13 protein-coding genes are annotated in these 22,528 nt (G+C 40.5%); 9 read left to right on the top strand and 4 right to left on the bottom strand.

Annotation, left to right across the window (positions count from 1 at the left end; genetic code table 11):
• Window positions 1-5: 5 nt before the first annotated feature.
• The 8 genes from DW862_RS01745 to DW862_RS01710 all read left to right on the top strand — a co-directional run bounded on the left by DW862_RS01745 (window position 6) and on the right by DW862_RS01710 (window position 15,572).
• Complete coding sequence (locus tag DW862_RS01745) at window positions 6-1,769, top strand: RagB/SusD family nutrient uptake outer membrane protein (protein WP_165861869.1); 1,764 nt, start codon at window positions 6-8, stop codon at window positions 1,767-1,769.
• A 6-nt stretch (window positions 1,770-1,775) separates the two neighbouring features.
• Window positions 1,776-4,865, top strand: a complete 3,090-nt coding sequence (locus DW862_RS01740; protein ID WP_120067184.1) for a TonB-dependent receptor — start codon at window positions 1,776-1,778, stop codon at window positions 4,863-4,865.
• A 22-nt stretch (window positions 4,866-4,887) separates the two neighbouring features.
• Window positions 4,888-6,213: a DUF5005 domain-containing protein gene (locus tag DW862_RS01735; protein ID WP_120067183.1), complete on the top strand. Its 1,326-nt coding sequence runs from the start codon at window positions 4,888-4,890 to the stop codon at window positions 6,211-6,213.
• A gap of 210 nt (window positions 6,214-6,423) precedes the next feature.
• The gene (locus tag DW862_RS01730; protein WP_120067182.1) at window positions 6,424-8,412 is read left to right on the top strand and encodes a sialate O-acetylesterase; all 1,989 of its coding nucleotides are present in this window, start codon (window positions 6,424-6,426) and stop codon (window positions 8,410-8,412) included.
• 55 nt (window positions 8,413-8,467) lie between these two features.
• Window positions 8,468-10,741: a GH92 family glycosyl hydrolase gene (locus tag DW862_RS01725; protein WP_120067181.1), complete on the top strand. Its 2,274-nt coding sequence runs from the start codon at window positions 8,468-8,470 to the stop codon at window positions 10,739-10,741.
• A 30-nt stretch (window positions 10,742-10,771) separates the two neighbouring features.
• A complete protein-coding gene (locus DW862_RS01720) occupies window positions 10,772-12,928 on the top strand; it encodes a GH92 family glycosyl hydrolase (RefSeq protein WP_120067180.1) in 2,157 nt (718 codons plus the stop codon).
• Window positions 12,929-13,006: 78 nt separating this feature from the next.
• Complete coding sequence (locus DW862_RS01715) at window positions 13,007-14,140, top strand: glycoside hydrolase family 130 protein (protein WP_118194803.1); 1,134 nt, start codon at window positions 13,007-13,009, stop codon at window positions 14,138-14,140.
• Between the two features lie 49 nt (window positions 14,141-14,189).
• Window positions 14,190-15,572: an SGNH/GDSL hydrolase family protein gene (locus DW862_RS01710; RefSeq protein ID WP_004301490.1), complete on the top strand. Its 1,383-nt coding sequence runs from the start codon at window positions 14,190-14,192 to the stop codon at window positions 15,570-15,572.
• 213 nt (window positions 15,573-15,785) lie between these two features.
• Here the strand turns inward: DW862_RS01710 and DW862_RS01705 are convergent, their stop codons facing one another.
• The 4 genes from DW862_RS01705 to DW862_RS25745 all read right to left on the bottom strand — a co-directional run bounded on the left by DW862_RS01705 (window position 15,786) and on the right by DW862_RS25745 (window position 20,910).
• On the bottom strand, window positions 15,786-17,237 hold the full coding sequence (locus DW862_RS01705) for a TrkH family potassium uptake protein (RefSeq protein ID WP_087321471.1): 1,452 nt from the start codon (window positions 17,235-17,237) through the stop codon (window positions 15,786-15,788).
• Window positions 17,238-17,257: 20 nt separating this feature from the next.
• Complete coding sequence (trkA, locus tag DW862_RS01700; protein ID WP_004305310.1) at window positions 17,258-18,598, bottom strand: Trk system potassium transporter TrkA; 1,341 nt, start codon at window positions 18,596-18,598, stop codon at window positions 17,258-17,260.
• Between the two features lies 1 nt (window position 18,599).
• Window positions 18,600-20,504 (bottom strand): 1-deoxy-D-xylulose-5-phosphate synthase, encoded by a 1,905-nt coding sequence (gene dxs, locus DW862_RS01695; protein WP_049701907.1) that lies wholly within the window; start codon window positions 20,502-20,504, stop codon window positions 18,600-18,602.
• A 268-nt stretch (window positions 20,505-20,772) separates the two neighbouring features.
• Window positions 20,773-20,910 carry a hypothetical protein gene (locus DW862_RS25745; protein ID WP_153882607.1) on the bottom strand — a complete coding sequence of 46 codons (138 nt, stop codon included), beginning with the start codon at window positions 20,908-20,910 and terminating at the stop codon, window positions 20,773-20,775.
• 148 nt (window positions 20,911-21,058) lie between these two features.
• Between DW862_RS25745 and DW862_RS01685 the strand changes: the two genes are divergently transcribed.
• Window positions 21,059-22,528 carry an RNA-binding domain-containing protein gene (locus DW862_RS01685; RefSeq protein ID WP_120067179.1) on the top strand — a complete coding sequence of 490 codons (1,470 nt, stop codon included), beginning with the start codon at window positions 21,059-21,061 and terminating at the stop codon, window positions 22,526-22,528.

Genomic DNA, 22,528 nt, shown 5'->3' with positions numbered 1-22,528 from the left:
ATTGTATGGTACGAAATAAATATTTAACATTTTTGTGTGCAGGCTTGTTGTTCATGGCTTCGGCTTGTAACGATGGATATGAAAAAGAACCGGTGGAACAATTCACGCTTGATTATTTGTTTTCCAGAGTCGATTCGGCTGGAGTACAATCCAGACGATTTCTGAACAATATCTATTATGAACATTTATATAGTGGATACAACCGGGTAGATGGTGATTTTTTGGATGCAGCCTCGGATGATGCTGTCTCTGTCAATAATAATGACCCAGCTGTCTATAAATTGCTAATGGGACGCTATTCGGCATTAACTCGTGTGACAGATATGGAATGGGGTGAATATTATCAAGGAATCCGTAAAGCGAATATCTTGATTAATAATATTGACGTGGTGCCTTTTAACCTGAAATATACGAATGCGTTGGGAGAGGTAAAACCGTTGAATTATACAATGAAAGCGGAAGCTCGTTTTTTGAGAGCTCACTTTTACTTTGAACTAGTGAAACGTTATGGCGGTGTCACTTTGGTGGGGGATCAAGTATACGATTTGAATGATGATATAGAGCTTCCCCGAAATACATTTGCTCAATGCGTTGATTATATTGTTCGTGAACTGGATGAAATTAAAAATGATCTTCGTTCATTACCAATATCGGATGGTGGTGACTATGCACATGCACCTACAAAAGAAGCTTGTATGGCAATGAAAGCCAGAGTATTGTTGTATGCAGCTAGTCCGTTGTTTAATGAAAGACCTATAGAACCTGGAAATGAATTGATAGGATATGCCTCTTATGATCCGGAGCGATGGAATCTGGCGGCTCAAGCGGCCAAGGCGCTGATTGATGAGTTTGGTCCTAATGGTAAAAAGACGTTAGCATTGACAACTGATTACCGTAATATATCTACAGAATTTTATAGCTCAACAAGTAATCCGGAATTAATTTTCTTTCGTCCTATAGGGAAAGGAAAAGGTATTGAAACAGCTAATGGTCCATTGGGATTTTCTGGAAATGCGCAGGGATATGGAAACACTAATCCAACACAAAATTTAGTGGAATCATTTTTAATGAAAGATGGAAAAACTCCCGGTAATAGTACAAAATATGAATATAATGAGAAGAATGATCCGTATAGAGATCGTGATCCCCGTTTAGAGTTAACAGTATTGCATCATGGTTCTTCTTGGTTGAATACGCAGCTTCAAACAAATTTCGGTGGAGCGAATAATCCTTCAGGGGCCGAATATAGCCGAACTAGTTATTATATATCTAAGTTTATGAAAGATTATAAAACGAAAAGCGAGTATGATAATGAAGCACTACACTTGTGGGTGATGTATCGATATGGAGAGGTATTGCTAAATTATGCTGAAGCGTTGAATGAATATCAGTCGACACCTTCACAAGATGTATATAATGCTATTATCGCGTTGAGGAAACGTGCGGGTATCGATGAAGATGATAATTATGGCTTAGGAGCATTAGGGGCGATAAATAAAACTGAGATGCGTAAAATTATTCAAAACGAACGACGTATTGAGATGGCTTTTGAAGAACAACGCTATTGGGATATCCGTCGTTGGAGAATAGCTGAAGAAGTTTTTGAGAAACCTCTGGAAGGTTTAAATATTCAAATTTCTGGTGCCGTAACGACTTATTATAAGATAAATGTATTGTCTACTACGTTTAATGTGAAACGTTACTTCTATCCTATTCCGTACTCGGAAGTGATAAAGAATAAAAATATGGTTCAAAACCCGAATTGGTAATATGTTATGAAAAGAATACTTTTAATATTATTAAGTATAAACCTGTTTGCGTTTGCCTTTGGACAATCGATAACAGTAAAAGGAAAGGTGTCTTCCACAGATGGTGAACTGCTTCCGGGAGTAAATGTAAAAGTGAAGGATGCGACAATTGGTACAATTACGGATTTTGACGGTAATTATCAGTTGAAGGTAAATAAAGGTGAAGTGTTGGAATTCACTTATATTGGTTTTAAGAAACTTACTGTGAAGGTTGGGAATCAGCGGGATTGGAACGTAGAGCTAACGCCAGACTTGACGAATCTTGATGAGGTAGTGGTAGTAGCTTATGGTAAAGCTAAGCGTATTACGATGACTGGAGCTGTTAGTGGTATACAAGCTCGTGAAATTCGTAATGTACCGACTAGTAGTTTACAGAATGCATTAACTGGAAAATTACCGGGCTTTTTTAGCCAACAACAATCCGGACAGCCGGGTAAAGATGCTTCTGATTTCTTTATTCGTGGTGTGAGTTCATTGAATACAGATGGTAATAAGCCATTGATTATAGTGGACGATGTTCAGTATACGTATGATCAGTTGTCTCAAATCAATGTGAATGAAATCGAAAGTATATCTATCTTGAAAGATGCTTCTACAACGGCTATCTATGGTATTAAAGGAGCTAATGGAGTATTGGTAGTGAAGACCCGAAGAGGAGAACAGGGTAAGCCTCAAATCAATGTACGTTTAGAAGGTGGTATGCAGATTCCAGTACGTACTCCGAAATTTTTGGACTCATACAATACGTCCATTTTGGTGAATGAAGCTTACGAGAATGATGGTATGCCTAGACCATTCTCAAAGGCAGATGTGATGGCTTTCAGAGATCATACAGATCCTTACGGTCATCCTGATGTAAATTGGTATGATGAGATTTTTAAGAAAAGTGCTTTTCAGGAAAATGTGAATGTGGATGTTTCCGGTGGTTCTAAAAGGCTGAAATATTTTGTTTCTGCTGGTTACTTTACGCAAGATGGTATGGTGAAAGACTTTGGGACAAAGGATAGTGGAGTGAATTCTAATTATTTTTACCGTCGTTTCAATTATCGTACTAATATAGACTTTGCTGTGACGGATAATTTGAGTATGCGCTTGGATATATCATCGCGTTTTATGAATATCAATGAGCCTTGTAATATGAATGCGACAGGTGAAATTTATGATTTTTCAAAAATGCATCCTTATTCAGCTCCAGTATTGAATCCGGATGGCTCTTATGCTTATTTGAATGATACGGAGGGGTATAGACCAACATTGAATGCTCGTTTAGCAAATGAAGGATATAAGCGTACCCGTCGTAATGATAATAATATTCTATATGGAGCTACTTGGAAAATGGATTTTCTGACACAGGGACTTTCTGCCAATTATCGTTTGGCATATTCGAGTGTAGACGAAAATCATCGTCAGGCAAACCGATCTCAATATCCTACTTATCATTATGATTCGTCAACTAATGGATATGTAATTAATCCCAATAAAGTATATGATTATGGAACGTTTTCTGTGACTAGTGGTACGGAAAAGGCTACAAAAGATTTGAATATTCAGGCATCGGTGAACTATGCTCGCGTATTTAATGGAGGAGATCATGATGTCAGTGCTATGTTTCTGTATAATCTTCAAACTACGACAGTAGACAGGGATGGTCTTGTATCAGCAGCTGTTCCCAGTAATTTTGAGGGATATACCTTAACAATGGGATATAAGTATAAAAGCAAATATTTGATAGATCTCAATATGGCTTATAATGGAACCGATCGTTTTGGAAGGAGTAATCGTTTCGGATTCTTTCCGGCTGTAGGTATTGGTTATGCTATTTCAGAAGAAGACTTTTTTAAGAATGTAGATTGGCTGGCAGATAGAGTACAACTTTTGAAAGTTAGAGCTTCTTACGGTCTTGTTGGTTCGGATGTGGCAGCGGGCAATCGTTATTTGTATGATCAGGTATATCAGAAGGGGGATGGTTACTCTTTTGGTGATTATCCAAAACTTACTGACTCTTATAAGGAAGGTGATTTGGGAACTCCTAATGCTACTTGGGAAAAGGCGAAGAAATTTGATGTTGGTTTGGATATGAATTTTTTGAATAAATTTTCGTTTACTATTGACTATTTTTTAGATAAACGTTATGATCAATTGGTGACGAGAAATGATATTCCGCTGGTTCTTGGCATCGGATTTTCTCCCAATAATATAGCTAAGACAACCAACCAAGGGTTCGATGGTCAGATTAGTTATCAGGACCGTTTTGGTGATTTTGATTTTAATACGAATCTAGTCTTTTCTTATGCAAAGAATAGAGTCGATTATAAAGCTGAAGCTCAGCAAAAATATCCATGGTTAGCAGAGACAGGGAAACCTTTGAACCAACCTTTTGGTTATAAATGGATTGGGTATTATACTCCAGAAGATATTACAAAAATACAGTCTGGTGCTCCAGATGCTCCGGCGACTCCATATACAGATATTCCAGTACAAGCCGGTGATTTAAAATATGCCGATTTGAATAATGATGGAACAATCGATGATTATGATAAAGGAGCTATTGGTAAACCGAATTTGCCTTCTACTACTTTGGGATGGTCGTTTGGTGGATATTGGCGAGGATTTAGCTTCAATGTATTATTTCAGGGCTCATTCGATTATAGCTTTGCTATTAATGGTACAGGTATTGAATCATTTAAGAGTCAGTTTCAACCGATCCACACAAGTCGTTGGACATTGGAACGCTATCAAAATGGTGAAGAAATTGCTTTCCCGCGTTTGACGACCAATCCTTCTACAATTAATAGTGCCAGTACCTATATGTCTGATTTTTGGTTGATTAATGCTTGGTATATTCGCTTGAAAACTGTCGATTTGGGATATCAGCTTCCAAAGAAGATATTGCCGAAAGCTATCGATAATATTCGTTTCTATGTAAATGCTTACAATTTGCTAACATTTACAGGTTATGATAAGTATCAGCAAGACCCGGAAATAAAAACAAATACGGCTGGTGATGCATACATGAACCAACGTGTTGTGAATTTGGGTGTGCAATTGACATTCTAATTAATTGATAAAAGATATAGTTATGAATAAATATAAGATTGGAAAGTTCTTATTACTTCCTTTGTTGTGTGGAACAATTGAAGCTTGTGACAAATTTGAAGCTTTTCCTTTGGAATACAAGAATACTCCGCAAGATGATGCTGTAGAAAATGTATTAAATAATATAGACCCGGCATGGGAATTAGAACTGTTGGAACGTAATGATTATGTGGTAGCTTTTAAAGATAAGAAATATGATAAATTATTTACTCGTACTTTAGGATGGAATGGAGGGGATGGAGTGCTGACGACTCAATTGCCTGATGGAAATACCTTTTGGTCATTTAATGATAGTTTTTATGGAGTTGTAGATGGAGAAACCCGGTCACGTGATGGAAACAAGGTGAACTTCCCACGTAACACGATTATGGTACAAACACCAGGTGATAAGGAGGAGAATCTTGTTTGGTTGGCTGATTTTATCCAGACTACTGATCCTAATGCTCCACGCTATTATCAGGCACGTACTCATATTCGTCATCCGAGGGCATCCAAAACAGATGAACAGATTCAAGAAGGAGAGATTGATCAAGACTGGTTATATTGGGCTGGTGATGCTACAGTATATAATAATCAATTGCAAGTTCTTTGGAATGGGGTGGATAATACGGATGAAGAACATTTGATGAGACATGAAGGGATTTGTCTGGCTACTTATAGTTTAGAAGGTAAACCGGGTGATGAAAACTACATGAAACTCATTAGTACAAATCATCATTTTAATGATGTTGATATTTATGGATATGGTTCTACTTTGTATGAAGATGAAGACGGACATATTTATTTGTATGGTACATATAATAATTATGATATTATAGTTGCACGTACGGCTACACATAGTTTAGATAGTCCATGGGAATATTATGTGTGTAATGAAGAAGGAGAATACTCCTGGCAAAATGCTTATCCAACGCAAGAACAAGTTGCTCTTTCAAAAATTCAAGCAGAAGATTGTAGTATGCCTTGGGTATTTAAAAAAGGAGACAGTTATTATATGGTAGCACAGGCCAAATGGTTTGGACGCGAAATGTATATTTTCAGGAGTGATAAGCCTTATGGACCTTTTGTAGATCGTAAAACTTTATTCGGATTTCCAAATACTTTGGATAAATTGGGGGTACAGACTTATGGTAATTTATATATGGTGAATTTACATCCTCATTTATCACGAGAAGGTGAATTAGTCTTTTCTACTAATACAGACCCTGCAGATGGCTTTGGAGGAAATTTTAATGCAATAGGTAGTGCAGATCTTTATCGTCCTTACTTCTATCGTGTATACAATTGGGAAATGCTTTATAAAGAATAAGTTTGATAGGCATTAATATCGTTCATTTAAGAGGATCATTTCTTGACTTTATAAACAGGAAATGGTCCTCTTAAATATTGTTAAAGATATATTTTGGGCTATTCTCAGGTAGGCTAATTGGGAAAACTAAAAAATGGATATTAGTGGTAAATGTTCTTTTATTCGTTCTTATAATAAATATCTTGTAAATTGATAAAAGTATATTTAGGAATGAATAAGTTGTATATGTTTTCATTATTCTGGTCATTATGTGTGACTAGTGTTTCAGCGCAAGTGAACTTGCTTCCAATATTCTCGGATAACATGGTGTTGCAGCAACAAACACAAGCCCCTATATGGGGTGAGTCTAAACCCAATAAAGAGATAGAGATTATTACTTCATGGGATCAGAAGAGATATACTATCCAAGCTGATGCGCGAGGAAAGTGGAAAACAAAAGTAACCACTCCAGCAGCAGGAGGTCCTTATGATATTACAATTTCCGATGGGAAACAAGTGAAGCTTTCTAATGTGATGATTGGGGAGGTATGGGTATGTTCCGGTCAATCAAATATGGAAATGCAGGTAGAAGGTTGGGGTAAAGTAATGAACTACCAACAAGAAAAAGAAGAAGCAAATAGCTATCCAAATATTCGTTTCCTATTGATAGAAAAAGCTACAAGTCCATTGCCTGTTAGTGATATAAAAGCAGCAGGAAATGGCTGGCAAGTTTGTTCGTCAAAAAGTGTGGCAGACTTTTCAGCAGCTGGTTATTTCTTCGGACGCGATTTGCATAAATATCAGAATGTACCAATCGGACTGGTTGACACATCTTGGGGAGGTACGTATATAGAAACTTGGACGAGCAAGGAAGCGTTGGCAACAATGCCAGATATGCAAAAGAAACTGGATGTGTTGAATGAACTTCCAATAACCAAAGAAGATCGTGAAAGGAAATTTCATTCGGATCTGGAAGATTGGAAAAAGGATGTAGAGAAGATTGATAAAGGGTTTGTCAATAGTAAAGCTGTATGGGCGGCTGTAGATTTGGAAGATAGCACATGGAAAACAATGAAAGTACCTGGTTTGATGCAAGATCAAGATTTGAAAGGATTTAATGGTATTGTTTGGTTTAGGAAAACGATAGATATTCCAGCTAACTGGGCAGGTAAAGAGCTGACATTGAATGTAGGGGTAATTGATGATAATGATTTTACTTACTTTAATGGTGTGCAAGTAGGTCATACAGAAGGATGGATGGCTCCAAGAAGTTATAAAATTCCGAAAGGGTTAGTTAAGATAGGAAAGGCTGTGATTGCTGTACGGGTAATGGATACAGGCGGTACAGGAGGAATTAATGGTAGTTCGGAAAGTATTTCACTTCATCGTTCCCAATCAGATGTCATACAATTGGCTGGAGATTGGAAGTATCAGATTTCTTTGAATATTAAGGATATTCCACAGATGCCAGTTAATACTGCTAATGAACCGAATGTTCCCAGTTTTCTGTTCAATGCAATGTTGAATCCCCTAATTCCTTATGCTATTAAGGGTGCGATCTGGTATCAAGGAGAGGCTAATACAAGGCAAGCATATCAATATCGCGAATTGATGCCATTAATGATAAAAGACTGGCGGGATCGTTGGGGATATGATTTCCCATTTTATATGGTACAGTTAGCTAGTTTCACAGCTCAACAAACTGTTCCGGTAGACGCAACCTGGGCAGAGTTACGAGAAGCTCAGACAAGAACCTTGCATCTTGCAAATACAGGTATGGCTGTGACAATTGATATAGGTGATGCTTTTGATATTCATCCGAAGAACAAACAGGAAGTAGGAAGACGCTTGGCGTTAGTTGCCCGGACGCAAACCTATGGAGAAAAGATTCCTTATTCTGGTCCTATGTATGATACTTATCAGATTGAAGGTAATAAGATACGCATTTACTTTAAGCATACAGACGGGGGACTGAAAACTCAAAATAATGAAACTCTAAAAGGATTTACTATCTCTGGCGTTGATCATAAGTTTCACTGGGCTGATGCTGTGATTGATGGTAATTCCATCATCGTCTCATCTCCTGAAGTTGCTTTCCCAATAGCAGTGCGTTATGCTTGGGCAGATAATCCAATTTGTAATTTATACAATGGAGTTAACCTTCCGGCGTCCCCTTTCCGTACAGATGACTGGCAGGGTATTACTTATGGTAATAAATAGATATAGTTGTTTCGATTTGTCAAGTGAAATAGATGTAACACATAAAAAAATAACCATGAACAAGCTCATTTATTTAGTGATCTTCTCTTTTTTCTCAACAGGTATATATGCCCAAATGAAAGACCTTGTGCAATATGTCAATACACTGCAAGGTACCGACTCTCATTTCGGATTAAGTTATGGAAATACATATCCTACTACAGGTATGCCTTATGCCATGCATACGTGGTCTGCCCAGACAGGGAAAAATGGAGAAGGCTGGAAATATCAATATGCAGTAGATAATATCAGAGGATTCTGCCAGTCTCACCAATGCAGTCCGTGGATGAGTGATTATGCAGTGTATTCCTTTATGCCGATGGTGGGGAAATTAGTTGTAAATCAGGAGATGCGGGCAACGAAGTTCAGCCATGATAATGAAATAGCCAAGCCGCATTATTATAAAGTGATGCTGGATAATGGAATTACAACCGAGATGGCTCCAACTACTCGTGGTGTACATTTACGCTTTTCTTATCCCTCTACCGAAGACGCCTATCTGGTAATTGACGGATATACAGATATGAGTGAAATCAAGATTGATCCGGCAAAGAGACAAATCTCCGGTTGGGTGAATAACCAACGTTTTGTAAATAACTCTAAGACATTCCGTAGTTACTTTGTAGTGCAGTTCGACAAAGCATTTGAGGATTACGGTATGTGGGAAAATCAGAAAGATGAGATTTATCCTAAAAAGTTGGAAGGAGAAGGCAAAGGCTATGGTGCTTATATCAAATTTAAGAAAGGATCGAAAGTACAGGCAAAGGCTGCCTCTTCCTATATCAGCGCAGAGCAGGCTGTGATTACACTGAACGACGAACTGGGTAAAGATAAGAATTTGGAAGCCACCAAAATACGTGGACATAAAACGTGGAATGAATTATTGAACAGAATCCAGGTAGAAGGTGGAACAGACGAACAAATGAAAACTTTCTACTCCTGCCTGTTCCGTGCCAATCTCTTCTCACGCAAATTCTATGAACGTAAAGCAAATGGAGAACCTTATTATTATAGTCCTTATGACGGTAAAGTATATGACGGATATATGTATACAGATAATGGTTTCTGGGACACTTTCCGTTCTCAATTTCCATTAACTAATATTCTTCATCCTACTATGCAGGGACGTTACATGAATGCCTTGCTTGCCGCACAAGAACAATGCGGATGGTTACCTTCCTGGTCAGCACCCGGAGAAACAGGAGGAATGTTGGGTAATCACTCCATTTCATTATTGGCAGATGCGTGGGCAAAAGGGATTCGGACTTTTGATCCGGAGAAAGCTCTGAAAGCCTACGCACACGAAGCCATGAATAAAGGTCCTTGGGGAGGTGCCAACGGACGTGGTTTCTGGAAAGAATATTTTGAACTGGGATATGTTCCTTATCCGGAATCAATGGGATCGAGTGCACAGACAATGGAATATGCATACGATGATTTCTGTGGCTACCAACTGGCTAAAATGACCGGAAACAAACACTATCAGGAAGTCTTTGCCCGTCAGATGTATAATTATAAAAACGTATTCGATCCGTCTATCGGTTTTATGCGTGGAAAAGGCGTTGATGGTAAATGGCAGGAACCGTTTGACCCATTGGAGTGGGGTGGACCTTTCTGCGAAGGTAATGCCTGGCATTATACCTGGTCCGTATTCCATGATGTAGAAGGATTAATAGACTTGTTCGGAAGCGACCAAAGATTTACGACCAAAATGGATTCGGTATTCACCCTTCCCTGCACTATTAAACCGGGAACTTACGGAGGAGTGATCCATGAAATGAAAGAAATGGAATTGGCGGGTATGGGACAATATGCACACGGCAATCAGCCGATTCAGCACATGCCTTATTTGTATAGCTATGCCGGCCAGCCATGGAAAACACAGTATTGGGTACGCCAGATCGTTGAAAGATTGTATAATTCCACAGAAAGAGGATATCCGGGAGACGAAGACCAGGGTGGTATGTCATCATGGTATATCTTGAGCTCATTAGGCATTTATGCCGTTTGTCCGGGTACGGATGAGTATGTAATTGGTAGCCCGTTATTTAAGAAAGCTACTATAACGATGGAAAACGGCAATAAATTCGTGATTGAAGCGAACAACAATAGTAAAGAGAATCTCTATATCCAGTCTGCTACCTTAAATGGACGTGTGTTGGATAAGAATTTTATCAGATACGACGATATAGCAGACGGAGGAATTATCCGTTTTGAAATGGGAAGTCAACCGAATAAAGAACGATGTACGTCGAAGTATGCTGCTCCTTTCTCATTGTCGAAAGAATAAGAAACTAAAAAGATATAAGAAGAATACAGTATGAAAAATAAAATTTTAACAGGTTTATTATTGGTTTTGATTGGAGGGTGGGGGAGTCTCTCGGCGCAGAACGTCGGGAGTAATTATGCCCGTCAGGTAAATACCCTGATAGGAACGAAGGGCGTGGGTTTGACTTCGGGATATCTTTATCCCGGAGCCACCTATCCATACGGAATGGTGCAGTTCACCCCCTCTTATTTTTCCAAACGTTCCGGATTCGTCATCAATCAGTTGAGTGGTGGCGGTTGCGAGCACATGGGCAACTTTCCCACTTTTCCGGTAAAAGGTAAACTGAAGATGTCTCCGGACAATATCCTCAACTACCGCATCAATATTTCTGAAGAAAAAGGACACGCCGGTTATTATGAAGCAAAGGTGCAGGAAGATATTCATGCAAAACTGACAGTAACCGAAAGGACCGGTATGGCGAGTTATGAATATCCGGCCGATCAGCAATATGGTACGGTAATTATCGGTGGAGGCATTTCCGCAACTCCGATAGAGCAGGCCGCCATCGTTATTACTGCACCGAATAAGTGTGAAGGATATGCAGAAGGCGGTAATTTCTGTGGACTCCGTACACCGTATAAAGTCTATTTTGTAGCAGAGTTTGATACGGATGCGTTGGAATCGGGAACATGGAAAAGAGATGAACTGAAGCCGAACACGACTTTTGCTGAAGGAGAATACTCCGGAGTCTATTTTACTTTTGATGTAAATAAGAAGAAAAATATCCAATATAAGATTGGGGTTTCTTATGTATCAGTAGAAAATGCACGCGAGAATCTGAAAGCGGAGAATACCGGATGGGATTTCCTGCAGATTCAGAATCAGGCAGAATCCAAATGGAATCATTATTTGGGTAAGATTGAAGTAGAAGGAACCAATCCGGATCGTACCACTCAATTTTATACTCATCTGTATCGTTCATTCATTCACCCGAATGTATGCAGCGATGTGAACGGAGAATACATGGGAGCTGACTTCAGAGTGCATAAATCCCGTTCCAAGCACTATACTTCTTTTAGCAACTGGGATACCTATCGTACACAGATTCAACTATTGTCAATCCTTGATCCTGAAGTAGCCTCTGATATTGTTATTTCTCACCAATTGTTTGCCGAAGAAGCTGGTGGTGCTTTCCCGCGTTGGGTGATGGCTAATATAGAGACCGGCGTGATGCAAGGAGATCCGACTCCTATCCTAATATCCAATGCTTACGCTTTTGGTGCCCGCAATTATGACCCGAAACCGATTTTCAAAACCATGAGAAAAGGAGCGGAAGAACCGGGAGCAATGTCACAGGAGGTTGAGGCTCGTCCGGGACTGAAACAGTATTTGGATAAAGGATATTACAACGCTTCTATACAACTAGAATATACTTCCGCTGATTTTGCAATCGCACAATTTGCCTTACATGCCGTAGGAGATGAGTTTGCAAGTTGGCGTTATTTCCATTTTGCACGTTCATGGAAGAATCTGTATAACCCGGAAACCGGATGGTTGCAATCACGTAATCCGGATGGTTCGTGGAAACCACTGACTGAAGATTTCCGTGAATCGACCTATAAGAATTATTTCTGGATGGTACCATACGACATTGCCGGTCTGATAGAAATCATTGGAGGCAAAGCAGCGGCAGAAAAACGTCTGGATGAATTCTTTACCCGCCTGGATGCCGGTTATAATGATGCCTGGTTCGCTTCCGGCAATGAACCGAGCTTCCACATTCCCTGGATATACAACTGGGTAGGAACTCCCTATAAAGCACAGGAGATTATTAACCGTGTATTGAATGAACAATATTCAAGTAAAATTGATGGTCTGCCGGGCAATGATGATTTAGGGACGATGGGCGCCTGGTATGTGTTCGCTTGTATCGGTCTTTATCCCGAAATACCGGGAGTGGGAGGCTTTACGGTGAACACTCCGATATTCTCATCCGTGAAAGTTCATTTGAAGAAAGGGGATATGGTGATAAAAGGCGGTTCGGAAAAGAATATTTATATCAAGTCCATGAAACTGAACGGTAAACCGTATGACAGTACATGGATCGATTGGGATCAACTGAATAATGGGGCTACGATAGAATACACTACCTCGTCCAAGCCTGACGTGAAGTGGGGAACTAAAGTGACGCCTCCCTCTTTTCCTTAAAGCAAATCAACGAGGTATATGAATTTATGATATAAGATAATTTTGTAAGAGCACTTATTTATAACATCAAACGTGAAAATGAAAAGAAAACTACAAAACATAGCTTATCTACTGATGGCTGCCGCATTAATCACTTCCTGTGGCGAGAAGAAGCAAACAGCAGAGTTCCCGGATTGGGCGTGGGCAGATTTCCAGCGTCCGGAAGGTATTAATCCGATTATTTCTCCTGACACTACTACCTTTTTCTATTGTCCGATGAGACAGGATTCAGTAGCATGGGAAGCGAGTGATACGTTTAATCCCGCTGCTACTGTTTATGATGGGAAAGTAGTAGTCCTCTACCGGGCTGAAGATAACTCGGCAACCGGTATCGGATCACGTACCTCCCGTCTGGGATATGCCTCTTCTGACGACGGACTACACTTCAAACGAATGTCCGTACCTGTATTTTATCCGGCAGACGACAGTCAGAAAGAACTGGAAAATCCCGGCGGTTGCGAAGACCCACGTGTTGCTGTAACAGAAGACGGGCTTTACGTAATGCATTACACACAATGGAACCGCAAACAGGCGCGTTTGGCAGTGGCCACCTCGCGCGATCTTCAAACGTGGGAAAAACATGGACCGGCTTTCGCAAAAGCATATAACGGAAGATTCATAGATGAATTTTCCAAATCTGCCTCTATCGTAACCCAATTAATCGACGGCAAACAAGTGATTGCCAAGATTGATGGCAAATACTGGATGTACTGGGGAGAAAAGTTTGTGAATGTAGCCACTTCCACAGACCTTGTCAACTGGGAACCGATGTTGGATGAAAATGGAGAATTCCTGAAAGTGATGACTCCCCGCTCAGGTAAGTTCGACAGTGACCTGACCGAATGTGGTCCTCCTGCCATCCTGACTGACAAAGGAATCCTTTTATTTTATAACGGCAAAAATAAATCGGGCGCAGAAGGAGACACACTGTATACAGCCAACTCTTATTGCGCCGGACAAGCCTTATTTGATGCCAAAGATCCTACTAAACTAATCGATCGCTTGGATAAACCTTTCTATATTCCCGAATCAGACTTTGAGAAGAGCGGACAATATCCAGCCGGAACCGTATTTATAGAAGGACTTGTATTCCACAATCAGAAATGGTTCTTATATTATGGCTGTGCCGATTCACGCGTGGCAGTTGCCGTATATGATCCTCTCAAAAAATAAAGAAAACGTTCATAATGAAAATAACAGTTTATAAAATAGAAATTAAGACATGAAAAAACTTTTTGTATTGATTGCAGCGGCTTGTATGACATGTACTGCTGCGTTTGCACAAACTGTGAAACCTTTTAAGGAGGGTGAGAGAGCAGTGTTTCTGGGAAATAGTATAACGGATGGTGGTCATTACCATTCATACATCTGGTTGTATTATATGACCCGCTTTCCAGATATGCCTATCCGTGTTTTCAACGGTGGTATTGGTGGAGATACAGCCTATGATATGAACAAACGTCTGGATGGTGATATTTTTGCGATGAAACCTTCCGTGTTGATGGTTACTTTTGGTATGAATGATTCCGGATATTTTGAATATAACGGTGATAAGCCCAAAGAATTCGGTGAGCAGAAATATCAGGAAAGTATAAAGAATTACCAGCAGATGGAGAAACGTTTTAAAGATCTTCCTGATACCCGTATCGTGATGGTCGGAACTTCTCCGTATGATGAAACCGTACAACTCAAAGAGAATACACCGTTCAAGACAAAGAATGAAACCATCAAACGGCTTGTTGAATATCAGAAAGAATCGGCAGCTAAGAATAATTGGGAATTTACCGATTTAAATGCTCCTATGACAGCTATTAATCAGCAATATCAGCAGAAAGATCCTACCTTTACCCTTTGTGGCAGTGACCGTATTCATCCCGATAACGACGGGCACATGGTGATGGCCTATCTTTTCCTGAAAGCCCAGGGATTTGTAGGTAAAGAAGTAGCGGATATGGAGATTAATGCTAATAAAAAACAAGCCGTTAAGTCGGAAAATTGTACCGTTTCAAATATAAAGAAGAACGGAAAAGATTTGAGTTTTGACTATTTGGCAGAAGCTCTTCCTTATCCTTTAGATACTATTGCTCGTGGTTGGGGACAGAAAAAGAGCCAGGCAGAAGTGCTGAAAGTTGTTCCTTTTATGGAAGAGATGAACCGTGAAACGTTGAAAGTAACAGGACTGAAAGGCAATTATAAGTTGTTGATAGACGATGAAGAAATTGGAACCTGGAGTGGAGATGAACTGGCAAAGGGCATTAATCTTGCTGCTGAATCCAAAACTCCCCAATACCAACAAGCATTGACGGTGATGCACCTGAATGAATATCGTTGGGAAATTGAAAGAACATTCAGAGAATATGCGTGGTGTGAATTCGGCTTTTTCCAGCAAAAGGGATTGCTGTATGCTGACGACAGAAAAGCGATCGAGGTGATGGATGAAAACTTGGATAAAAACGTTTGGTTGAAGGGACGTCGTGATATGTATTCAAAGATGATGTTTGAAGCTGTCCGTGATGCTCGCCAACAGGAAATGGATGTTCTTATCAATAAGATTTATGAAATAAATAAGCCTGTTGTAAGAAAGATTTTACTTAGAAAGATATGATGTGATAACAGCGTAAAAATACGATAGAATACTCACCGTAATGAGAAAGAATTCTCACTATAATGAGAACTTTTTCTCATTGCGATGAGTATTTTTTCTCATTACAGTGAGTATCGTTGAGAATATATGAATAGATAAGTACTCTTTGTAATAGCTTGATAATGTATGTCTTATTGTAGCTTTTGCATTAAAGAGACTACCTTTATTGAATTCTTAATTCTTTTTCCAGAAATCGGAAGTGAAAAGTAGTAATACTGTAAACAATTCCAAACGTCCCAAGAGCATTAAAAAAGAAAGCAGCCATTTGGCGGCATCAGGCAATTGACTCCATGAAAAAGCCGGGCCGCATGTACCGAGTCCCGGTCCCATATTACCCATACTTGAGATAACCGTTCCGATTGATTCCAGAAAACCGACTCCCAGCCCCATCATGATAAGTATGCTGATGATAGCGATGACTGCATATAAAAAAGTAAAGGCCAATACTGTAGACTGGATGGAAGGAGAAATAACCTGTTTGTTAACTCGCACCGGGAGCACGGCATTAGGGTGAAGAATATGTTTGAATTCGTTTTTCACAACCTGAAACAGGATAACCATACGAATACATTTTATACCTCCTGTTGTACTGCCGGCACAGGCTCCGATTATCATCACTATTAGAAGGCATCCCCAAAGGATAGAAGGCCAAAGCATATAATCGGCTGTGGCAAATCCCGTAGAAGTTTGCAAGGAAATCACTTGGAAAAGAGATTTACGGAACGCTTCTTCTATCTCCATAGAAGAAGTCTGATGAAGCCAGACTGCAATAAATATAGTAAAGAAAGAGACACACCAGAAATAGAACTTTAGCTCTGCATCATGAATGAACTTCTTTATTTTTCCATTGAACATCAACAGTAATAGCGTGAAGTTGATGCCCGAAAGAAACATGAAAATAGAGATTACATAATCTATATAGGGTGAGTGATAATATTCGATACTTGCTTGTTTGGTAGAAAATCCGCCAGTGCTGGTTGTCGTGAAAGCATGGCATATACTGTCAAACACACTCATACCTCCAAATACTAATAAGACAATCAATGTTCCTGTCATTCCGGCATAAATACCCCAAATCCATTTGGCAGTGATACCAATACGGGGATGCACTTTGTCATGAGTAGGACCGCTGGCTTCTGCTGCGAACACCTGAATTCCACCCACACCGAAAATCGGTAGAACGGCAATGGTGAAGAATACAATACCCAAACCGCCTATCCATTGCGTCATAGCCCGCCAAAAAAGTATTCCATGAGGCATTGACTCTATATTATTCAAGATGGTGGCACCCGTACTGCTGAACCCGGACATCGTTTCAAAAAATGCATCCGTAACACTTGGAATATACCCTCCTATATAATAAGGTAACATTCCGAAAAGGGAAAAGGTGACCCATGCTACACTGACTATGACATATCCATCACGGCGATTCAGGGATTTCACTGCGTCTTTCCCGATGGCGAGCAACAGAATACCGATGCTAGTGGTAATAGCCGATGAAACCAGAAAACTCTGCAAGTCATTCTCCTTATAAAAAAGAGAAACACCCCCACAACATAATAGCATAACTGTTTCTATCAGAAGCAGAAAACCCAGAATCCGGAATATCATCTTCGAGTTAATCATATACAAGTATTTGTTAATACTTAGTTAAAGAACTTCTCAATCTTTTTAATCATCATGCTTAGGCAGAATACGACTACATGGTCGCCGGGGCGGATTTGCGTATCACCTGTCACCAGGATACCTTCTCCGTTACGGATCATTCCTCCGATGGTGGTGCCTTTGGGAAGTCCCAGGTCTTTAATCAGGTGTTTGGTTATTTTGGCCCCTTCCGGTACGGTGAATTCTGCAACGTCCGCATTGGCAAAAGTCAGGCATTTCACATTAGACACGTCGGCGTCCAGCATCATTTGGTAGATATGGCTGGCAGCAATCATTTTTTTATTGATAACTGTGCCGATGTCAAGACTCTCTGCCATACCGATATAGTCGATGTTCTCCACTTCTGCCACCGTCTTTTCCACTCCCATACGTTTGGCGGCGAGACAGGCCAGGATATTCGTTTCCGAGTTGCCGGTCAAGGCTACAAATGCTTCGGTATTCTTTAGCCCTTCTTCGATAAGCAGGTCCATGTCGCGACCGTCTCCGTTGATAATCATTGTTTTGTCATCCAGTAGCTCTGTCAGGCGGTTGCAACGGTTCAGGTCATTATCCACTATTTTCACCTGCATATAGTCCGGTACATATTGTGCGGTACGGACTGCGATACGGCTACCTCCCATAATCATTACATTGCGTACGTCGGCATAGTCTTCTTTGCCGGCTATCTTACGTATATAAGGAATGTATTTGCGGGTAGTGGTGAAATAAACAATATCATGCAATTTAATAACATCGTCTCCGCGAGGGATAATCGTTTCCGTTCCGCGTTTGATGGCTACTACATGGTAAGGAATGTTGGGACCGCCTAATTGGTGCAGCGGTATATTCAGGATTTCAGCCTTTTCGCGCATCTTCGTACCAATCAGAACCAGCGAACCTCCACAGAATTCCCACCATTGGCGTACCCAGCTCATGCGCATGGAAGATACGATTTCTTTAGCAGCCAGCATTTCCGGGTAAATCAGCGAATCTACTCCCAGCTTCTGGAAAAACTCTTTATTTTTGGGTAGAAGATATTCATAGTTGTCGATACGCGCCACTGTCTTTTTGGCTCCCAGGTTGGTGGCCAGCATACAGGCAGTCATGTTGCGGCTTTCGTCCGGTGTGACTGCGATAAACAGGTCGGCTTCTTTGACGCCCACTTCTTTCAATCCGGAGATGGAAGAAGGAGAAGCGGCAACAGTCAGCAAGTCAAAGTTGGCGCTAAGAGCACTTAGTTTCTCTTCGTCATCATCCATCAAGATAATATCTTGCTTTTCGCGCGATAACAGTTTGGCCAAATGGGTGCCTACGTTGCCGGCACCGGCAATAATAATCTTCATGTCAATTGATAAATTCTTTTATTTTAGTCAGAATCCCTTCTTCATCCATGCCGCACAGTTGGTATAGTTCGGCGACTGCCCCATGTTCTACAAATATATTAGGGATACCGATACGCTTCACGGTCGGTTTGTATTCGTTGTCTGCCATAAATTCGAGGACAGCGCTACCCATACCGCCTTTGATAATTCCGTCTTCGATGGTCAGGATACGTTGGAATTTGCGTCCTGCCTCATGCAACAACTCTTCATCCAGCGGTTTCAGGAATCGTAAATCGTAATGGGCGATGGACAGACCTAAATCTGCTTCTGCCCGGGTGATGGCACGGGTGGCTACGTTTCCTATCGGTCCGATAGTAATCACTGCAAGGTCGCTACCCTCTTTCAGTTTCCGTCCTTTTCCTACCGGAATTTCTTCCAGCGGACATTTCCAGTCTACCAGTACACCGCGTCCACGGGGGTAGCGGATCACGAACGGTCCCTTGTCCGGCAATTGTGCCGTATACATCAGGCGACGTAATTCGTGTTCGTCCATGGGGGAACTGATAGTCAGATTAGGGATCGGGCGTAAACATGCCATATCAAAAGCTCCGTGGTGAGTAGGACCGTCTTCGCCAACCAGTCCGGCGCGGTCGAGACACAAAACAACAGGAAGATTCTGAATCGCTACGTCGTGGATGATATTATCATGCGCCCGTTGCATAAAAGAAGAATAGATATTGCAGAACGGTTGCAGTCCGTCTTTAGCCATCCCTCCGGAGAAGGTAACCGCATGTCCTTCGGCAATGCCGACATCGAAAGCGCGTTTCGGCATTTTCTCCATCAGTATATTCATCGAACAGCCGCTGGGCATGGCGGGAGTGACACCGACAATCTTCGGGTTGGCTTCGGCAAGTTCCACCAGTGTATTTCCGAATACGTCCTGGAAAAGCGGGGGCATTCCTTCGGTGTTGGCAATGAAACGTTCGCCGGTGACGGGATCGAATTTGCCGGGAGCATGCCATTCGGTAGCGTGTTTCTCTGCCGGACCGAATCCTTTTCCTTTGATAGTGTGCAGGTGCAGGATTTTAGGTCCTTGCATATCTTTGATATCACGTAATACTCTTGCCAGGTTCTTTACGTCGTGTCCGTCTATCGGACCGAAGTAACGGATATTCATCCCTTCAAAAATATTCTGTTGCTGTGCCGCCATTGATTTCAGGCTATTTCCGAAACGGATGAGTGCTTTGCGGCGTTCTTCGTTTAAAATGCCAAGCTTGAACAGCATGCGCGAGAGCTTGAAACGTAGCTGATTATAGCGGTTGGAAGTCGTTAAGTTGAAAAGATACTGCTTCATGCCTCCTACGCTGCGGTCGATTGCCATATCATTGTCATTCAGGATAATGAGCAGGTTGTTCGACGTGGCAGATGCGTTGTTCAGTCCTTCAAAAGCCAGTCCGCCACTCATTGATCCGTCGCCGATAATGGCTACTACATGGCGTTTGGCGTCTCCTTTCCGGGCGGCTGCGACAGCCATACCGAGAGCGGCAGAAATAGAATTGGAAGCGTGTCCGCACGTGAAAGTATCATATTCGCTTTCTTCCGGAGATGGGAAAGGGCGGATTCCTCCGAGTTTCCTGTTTGTGGAAAATGCTTCACGGCGTCCTGTCAGAATTTTGTGGCCGTATGCCTGATGTCCCACGTCCCATACAATACGGTCGTATGGTGTATTGTAGACGTAGTGCAGAGCTACGGTTAGTTCCACGGTTCCCAGGCTGGCGGCGAAGTGTCCGGGGTTGCAGCAGAGTTCTTTAATAATGTCTTGCCTTAGTTCACCGCATACTTCCGGCAGTTGCTCTACGGTTAGTTTACGTAGGTCTTCGGGGTAATTGATGGAGTTTAACAAGTTATATGTTGGTTCACTATTCATGATTCTAGGAAATTTAGTGCAAAAATACGAAAAGAAAGTATATTCGACCTCCTTTTCGGCGAAAAACTTATTTTGTTTCCTACTGTCTAATCAGTCTGTAGTACCAATAATAAATGAATAAATGAGAGTAGGTTAACTATCCAGTTAATCTAAATGGTTACTTTTTATCAATGAACTAATCATTTTACATGTATGTCTTCTTGTTTTATTCCTTTAAATAATGGTTGGCACTCTTTGGCTATTTCATCCAATAATTGATTAGAAATATTCATTGATAGCTGATTTGTATGAATGAAATATTGTTCCAGTTCCAGTCGGTATCTATGATACTAAATAAATCAACTCCTTGTATGGATAGTATTCCGTTTTGGTTATCTGCTTTTAGGCTAACTTGTATGTTATTCATATTATGGATAATTATATTTTGCAGTTTGTTGGTTTGATTATCAGATAAAGACAAAGATAAGAAAGTTCTTTTGCTTCTCCAATTATTTGTCATATCTTTATTGTACTTTTGCTTCGAGAAAAAGTTTAAAAAACAATATATTCAATAGATGTCTATTAATGAACTTATAAACCAGTCTGAAGGTCGGCGTTTAGAATTTAAAGGTGAGCTTCCTACAAATTCTGATTTAGCAAAAACTGTAGTGGCTTTTGCCAATGATGCGGGAGGTGAAATTTATATAGGTATCAATGATAACCCGCGACAGATAATAGGGTTGTCAGAAGAAGAATTACCTCGTATTGAAGAGCAAATTAGTAATTTAATATATGATAGATGTTATCCGATTATATTACCTGAAGTCTCTTTTTTAACTATAGAGGACAAACACCTTATTAAAGTGTGTATTTATCGTGGAAGTATGCCCCCTTACTATCTTAAAGATAAAGGGAAGCTGAAAGGAACTTATATTAGGGTTGGTTCAACCAATAAACTAGCTGATGAAACAATTATTGCAGAGTTAGAGCGGAGACGGAGAAATATTTCTTTTGATAGTGAGGTTGTCATGGATAAGTCCGCAGATGAATTGGATATAAGTGGGTTTAAGTTACTCTACAAAGAGAAAACAGGTGAAGATTTAAATATTCAAGTACTTCGTAAACTGGAATTGGTTAAGACTGAACAGGATAAAGAATATCCTACAAAAGCTTTACTTCTATTTTCGGATGATAATTTGCGTAATTCTATGTTTCCGAATGCCAAAGTTGAATGTGCCCGTTTCAAAGGGACAGGAACGGAAGAGTTTTTAGATCAAAAAAGCATTATTGTCCACATTGGGTTACAGGCGGAAGAAACTTATAACTTTGTACTTCGGCATATTAATAAAGCAGCAAATATAGAGGGAGTATATACGGTTTCACGTTGGGAGTATCCAGTGAAGGCAATAAGGGAGATTATCCGTAATGCGATTGTACATAGAGATTATTCTCTGACAGGAAAAGATGTCAAAGTTGCCATATATGATGATATGGTTGAGATCACAAGTCCTGGTCTTTTACCACCCTCTATTGATTATTCGGCAATGGAGAGCCGCCAATCAGATGCAAGAAATAAAGTAATAGCTCCTGTGTTTAAAAGACTTGGCATCATTGACCAATGGGGTAATGGATTGAAAATGGTGGCTGAAGAAATGAAATCTTATCCTGAAATTGATTTATGTTGGAAGGAGGTTGGTTTGTCTTTTCAAGTACAGTTTATTAAAAAGAACTATCAGGAGAATATAAATATGGAAGATAGTGCCGATAATGAACGAAGACCGGCTCAATATACTACCCAACATACTACCCAACATACTACCCAATCTACTACCCAATACACTACCCAGAAATTAACAGAAGCCCAAAATATGATTTTAAGTTATCTAAGAGAACATCCGGAGGCCACACGGGCGGATTTAAATAGTCATATTGAAGGTATAACAGTCGATGGTATAAAATATAACTTGGCACGTTTACAGGAGTTGGGCTTATTAAAACGCGTAGGAAGCAAACGATATGGGTATTGGGTAGTGCTTGGAGAATAG

The sequence above is a fragment of the Bacteroides sp. AM37-9 genome (assembly GCF_003603455.1).
Lineage (GTDB): Bacteria > Bacteroidota > Bacteroidia > Bacteroidales > Bacteroidaceae > Bacteroides > Bacteroides xylanisolvens.
The sequence above is the reverse complement of the archived record's forward strand: the minus strand, read 5'-3'. Positions and strand labels throughout refer to the sequence as shown.

Coding starts and splice junctions, on each gene's coding strand:
- DW862_RS01745 (WP_165861869.1), top strand. CDS start 6: ATGGTACGAAATAAATATTTAACATTTTTGTGTGCAGGCTTGTTGTTC.
- DW862_RS01740 (WP_120067184.1), top strand. CDS start 1,776: ATGAAAAGAATACTTTTAATATTATTAAGTATAAACCTGTTTGCGTTT.
- DW862_RS01735 (WP_120067183.1), top strand. CDS start 4,888: ATGAATAAATATAAGATTGGAAAGTTCTTATTACTTCCTTTGTTGTGT.
- DW862_RS01730 (WP_120067182.1), top strand. CDS start 6,424: ATGAATAAGTTGTATATGTTTTCATTATTCTGGTCATTATGTGTGACT.
- DW862_RS01725 (WP_120067181.1), top strand. CDS start 8,468: ATGAACAAGCTCATTTATTTAGTGATCTTCTCTTTTTTCTCAACAGGT.
- DW862_RS01720 (WP_120067180.1), top strand. CDS start 10,772: ATGAAAAATAAAATTTTAACAGGTTTATTATTGGTTTTGATTGGAGGG.
- DW862_RS01715 (WP_118194803.1), top strand. CDS start 13,007: ATGAAAAGAAAACTACAAAACATAGCTTATCTACTGATGGCTGCCGCA.
- DW862_RS01710 (WP_004301490.1), top strand. CDS start 14,190: ATGAAAAAACTTTTTGTATTGATTGCAGCGGCTTGTATGACATGTACT.
- DW862_RS01705 (WP_087321471.1), bottom strand. CDS start 17,237: ATGATTAACTCGAAGATGATATTCCGGATTCTGGGTTTTCTGCTTCTG.
- trkA (WP_004305310.1), bottom strand. CDS start 18,598: ATGAAGATTATTATTGCCGGTGCCGGCAACGTAGGCACCCATTTGGCC.
- dxs (WP_049701907.1), bottom strand. CDS start 20,504: ATGAATAGTGAACCAACATATAACTTGTTAAACTCCATCAATTACCCC.
- DW862_RS25745 (WP_153882607.1), bottom strand. CDS start 20,910: ATGAATAACATACAAGTTAGCCTAAAAGCAGATAACCAAAACGGAATA.
- DW862_RS01685 (WP_120067179.1), top strand. CDS start 21,059: ATGTCTATTAATGAACTTATAAACCAGTCTGAAGGTCGGCGTTTAGAA.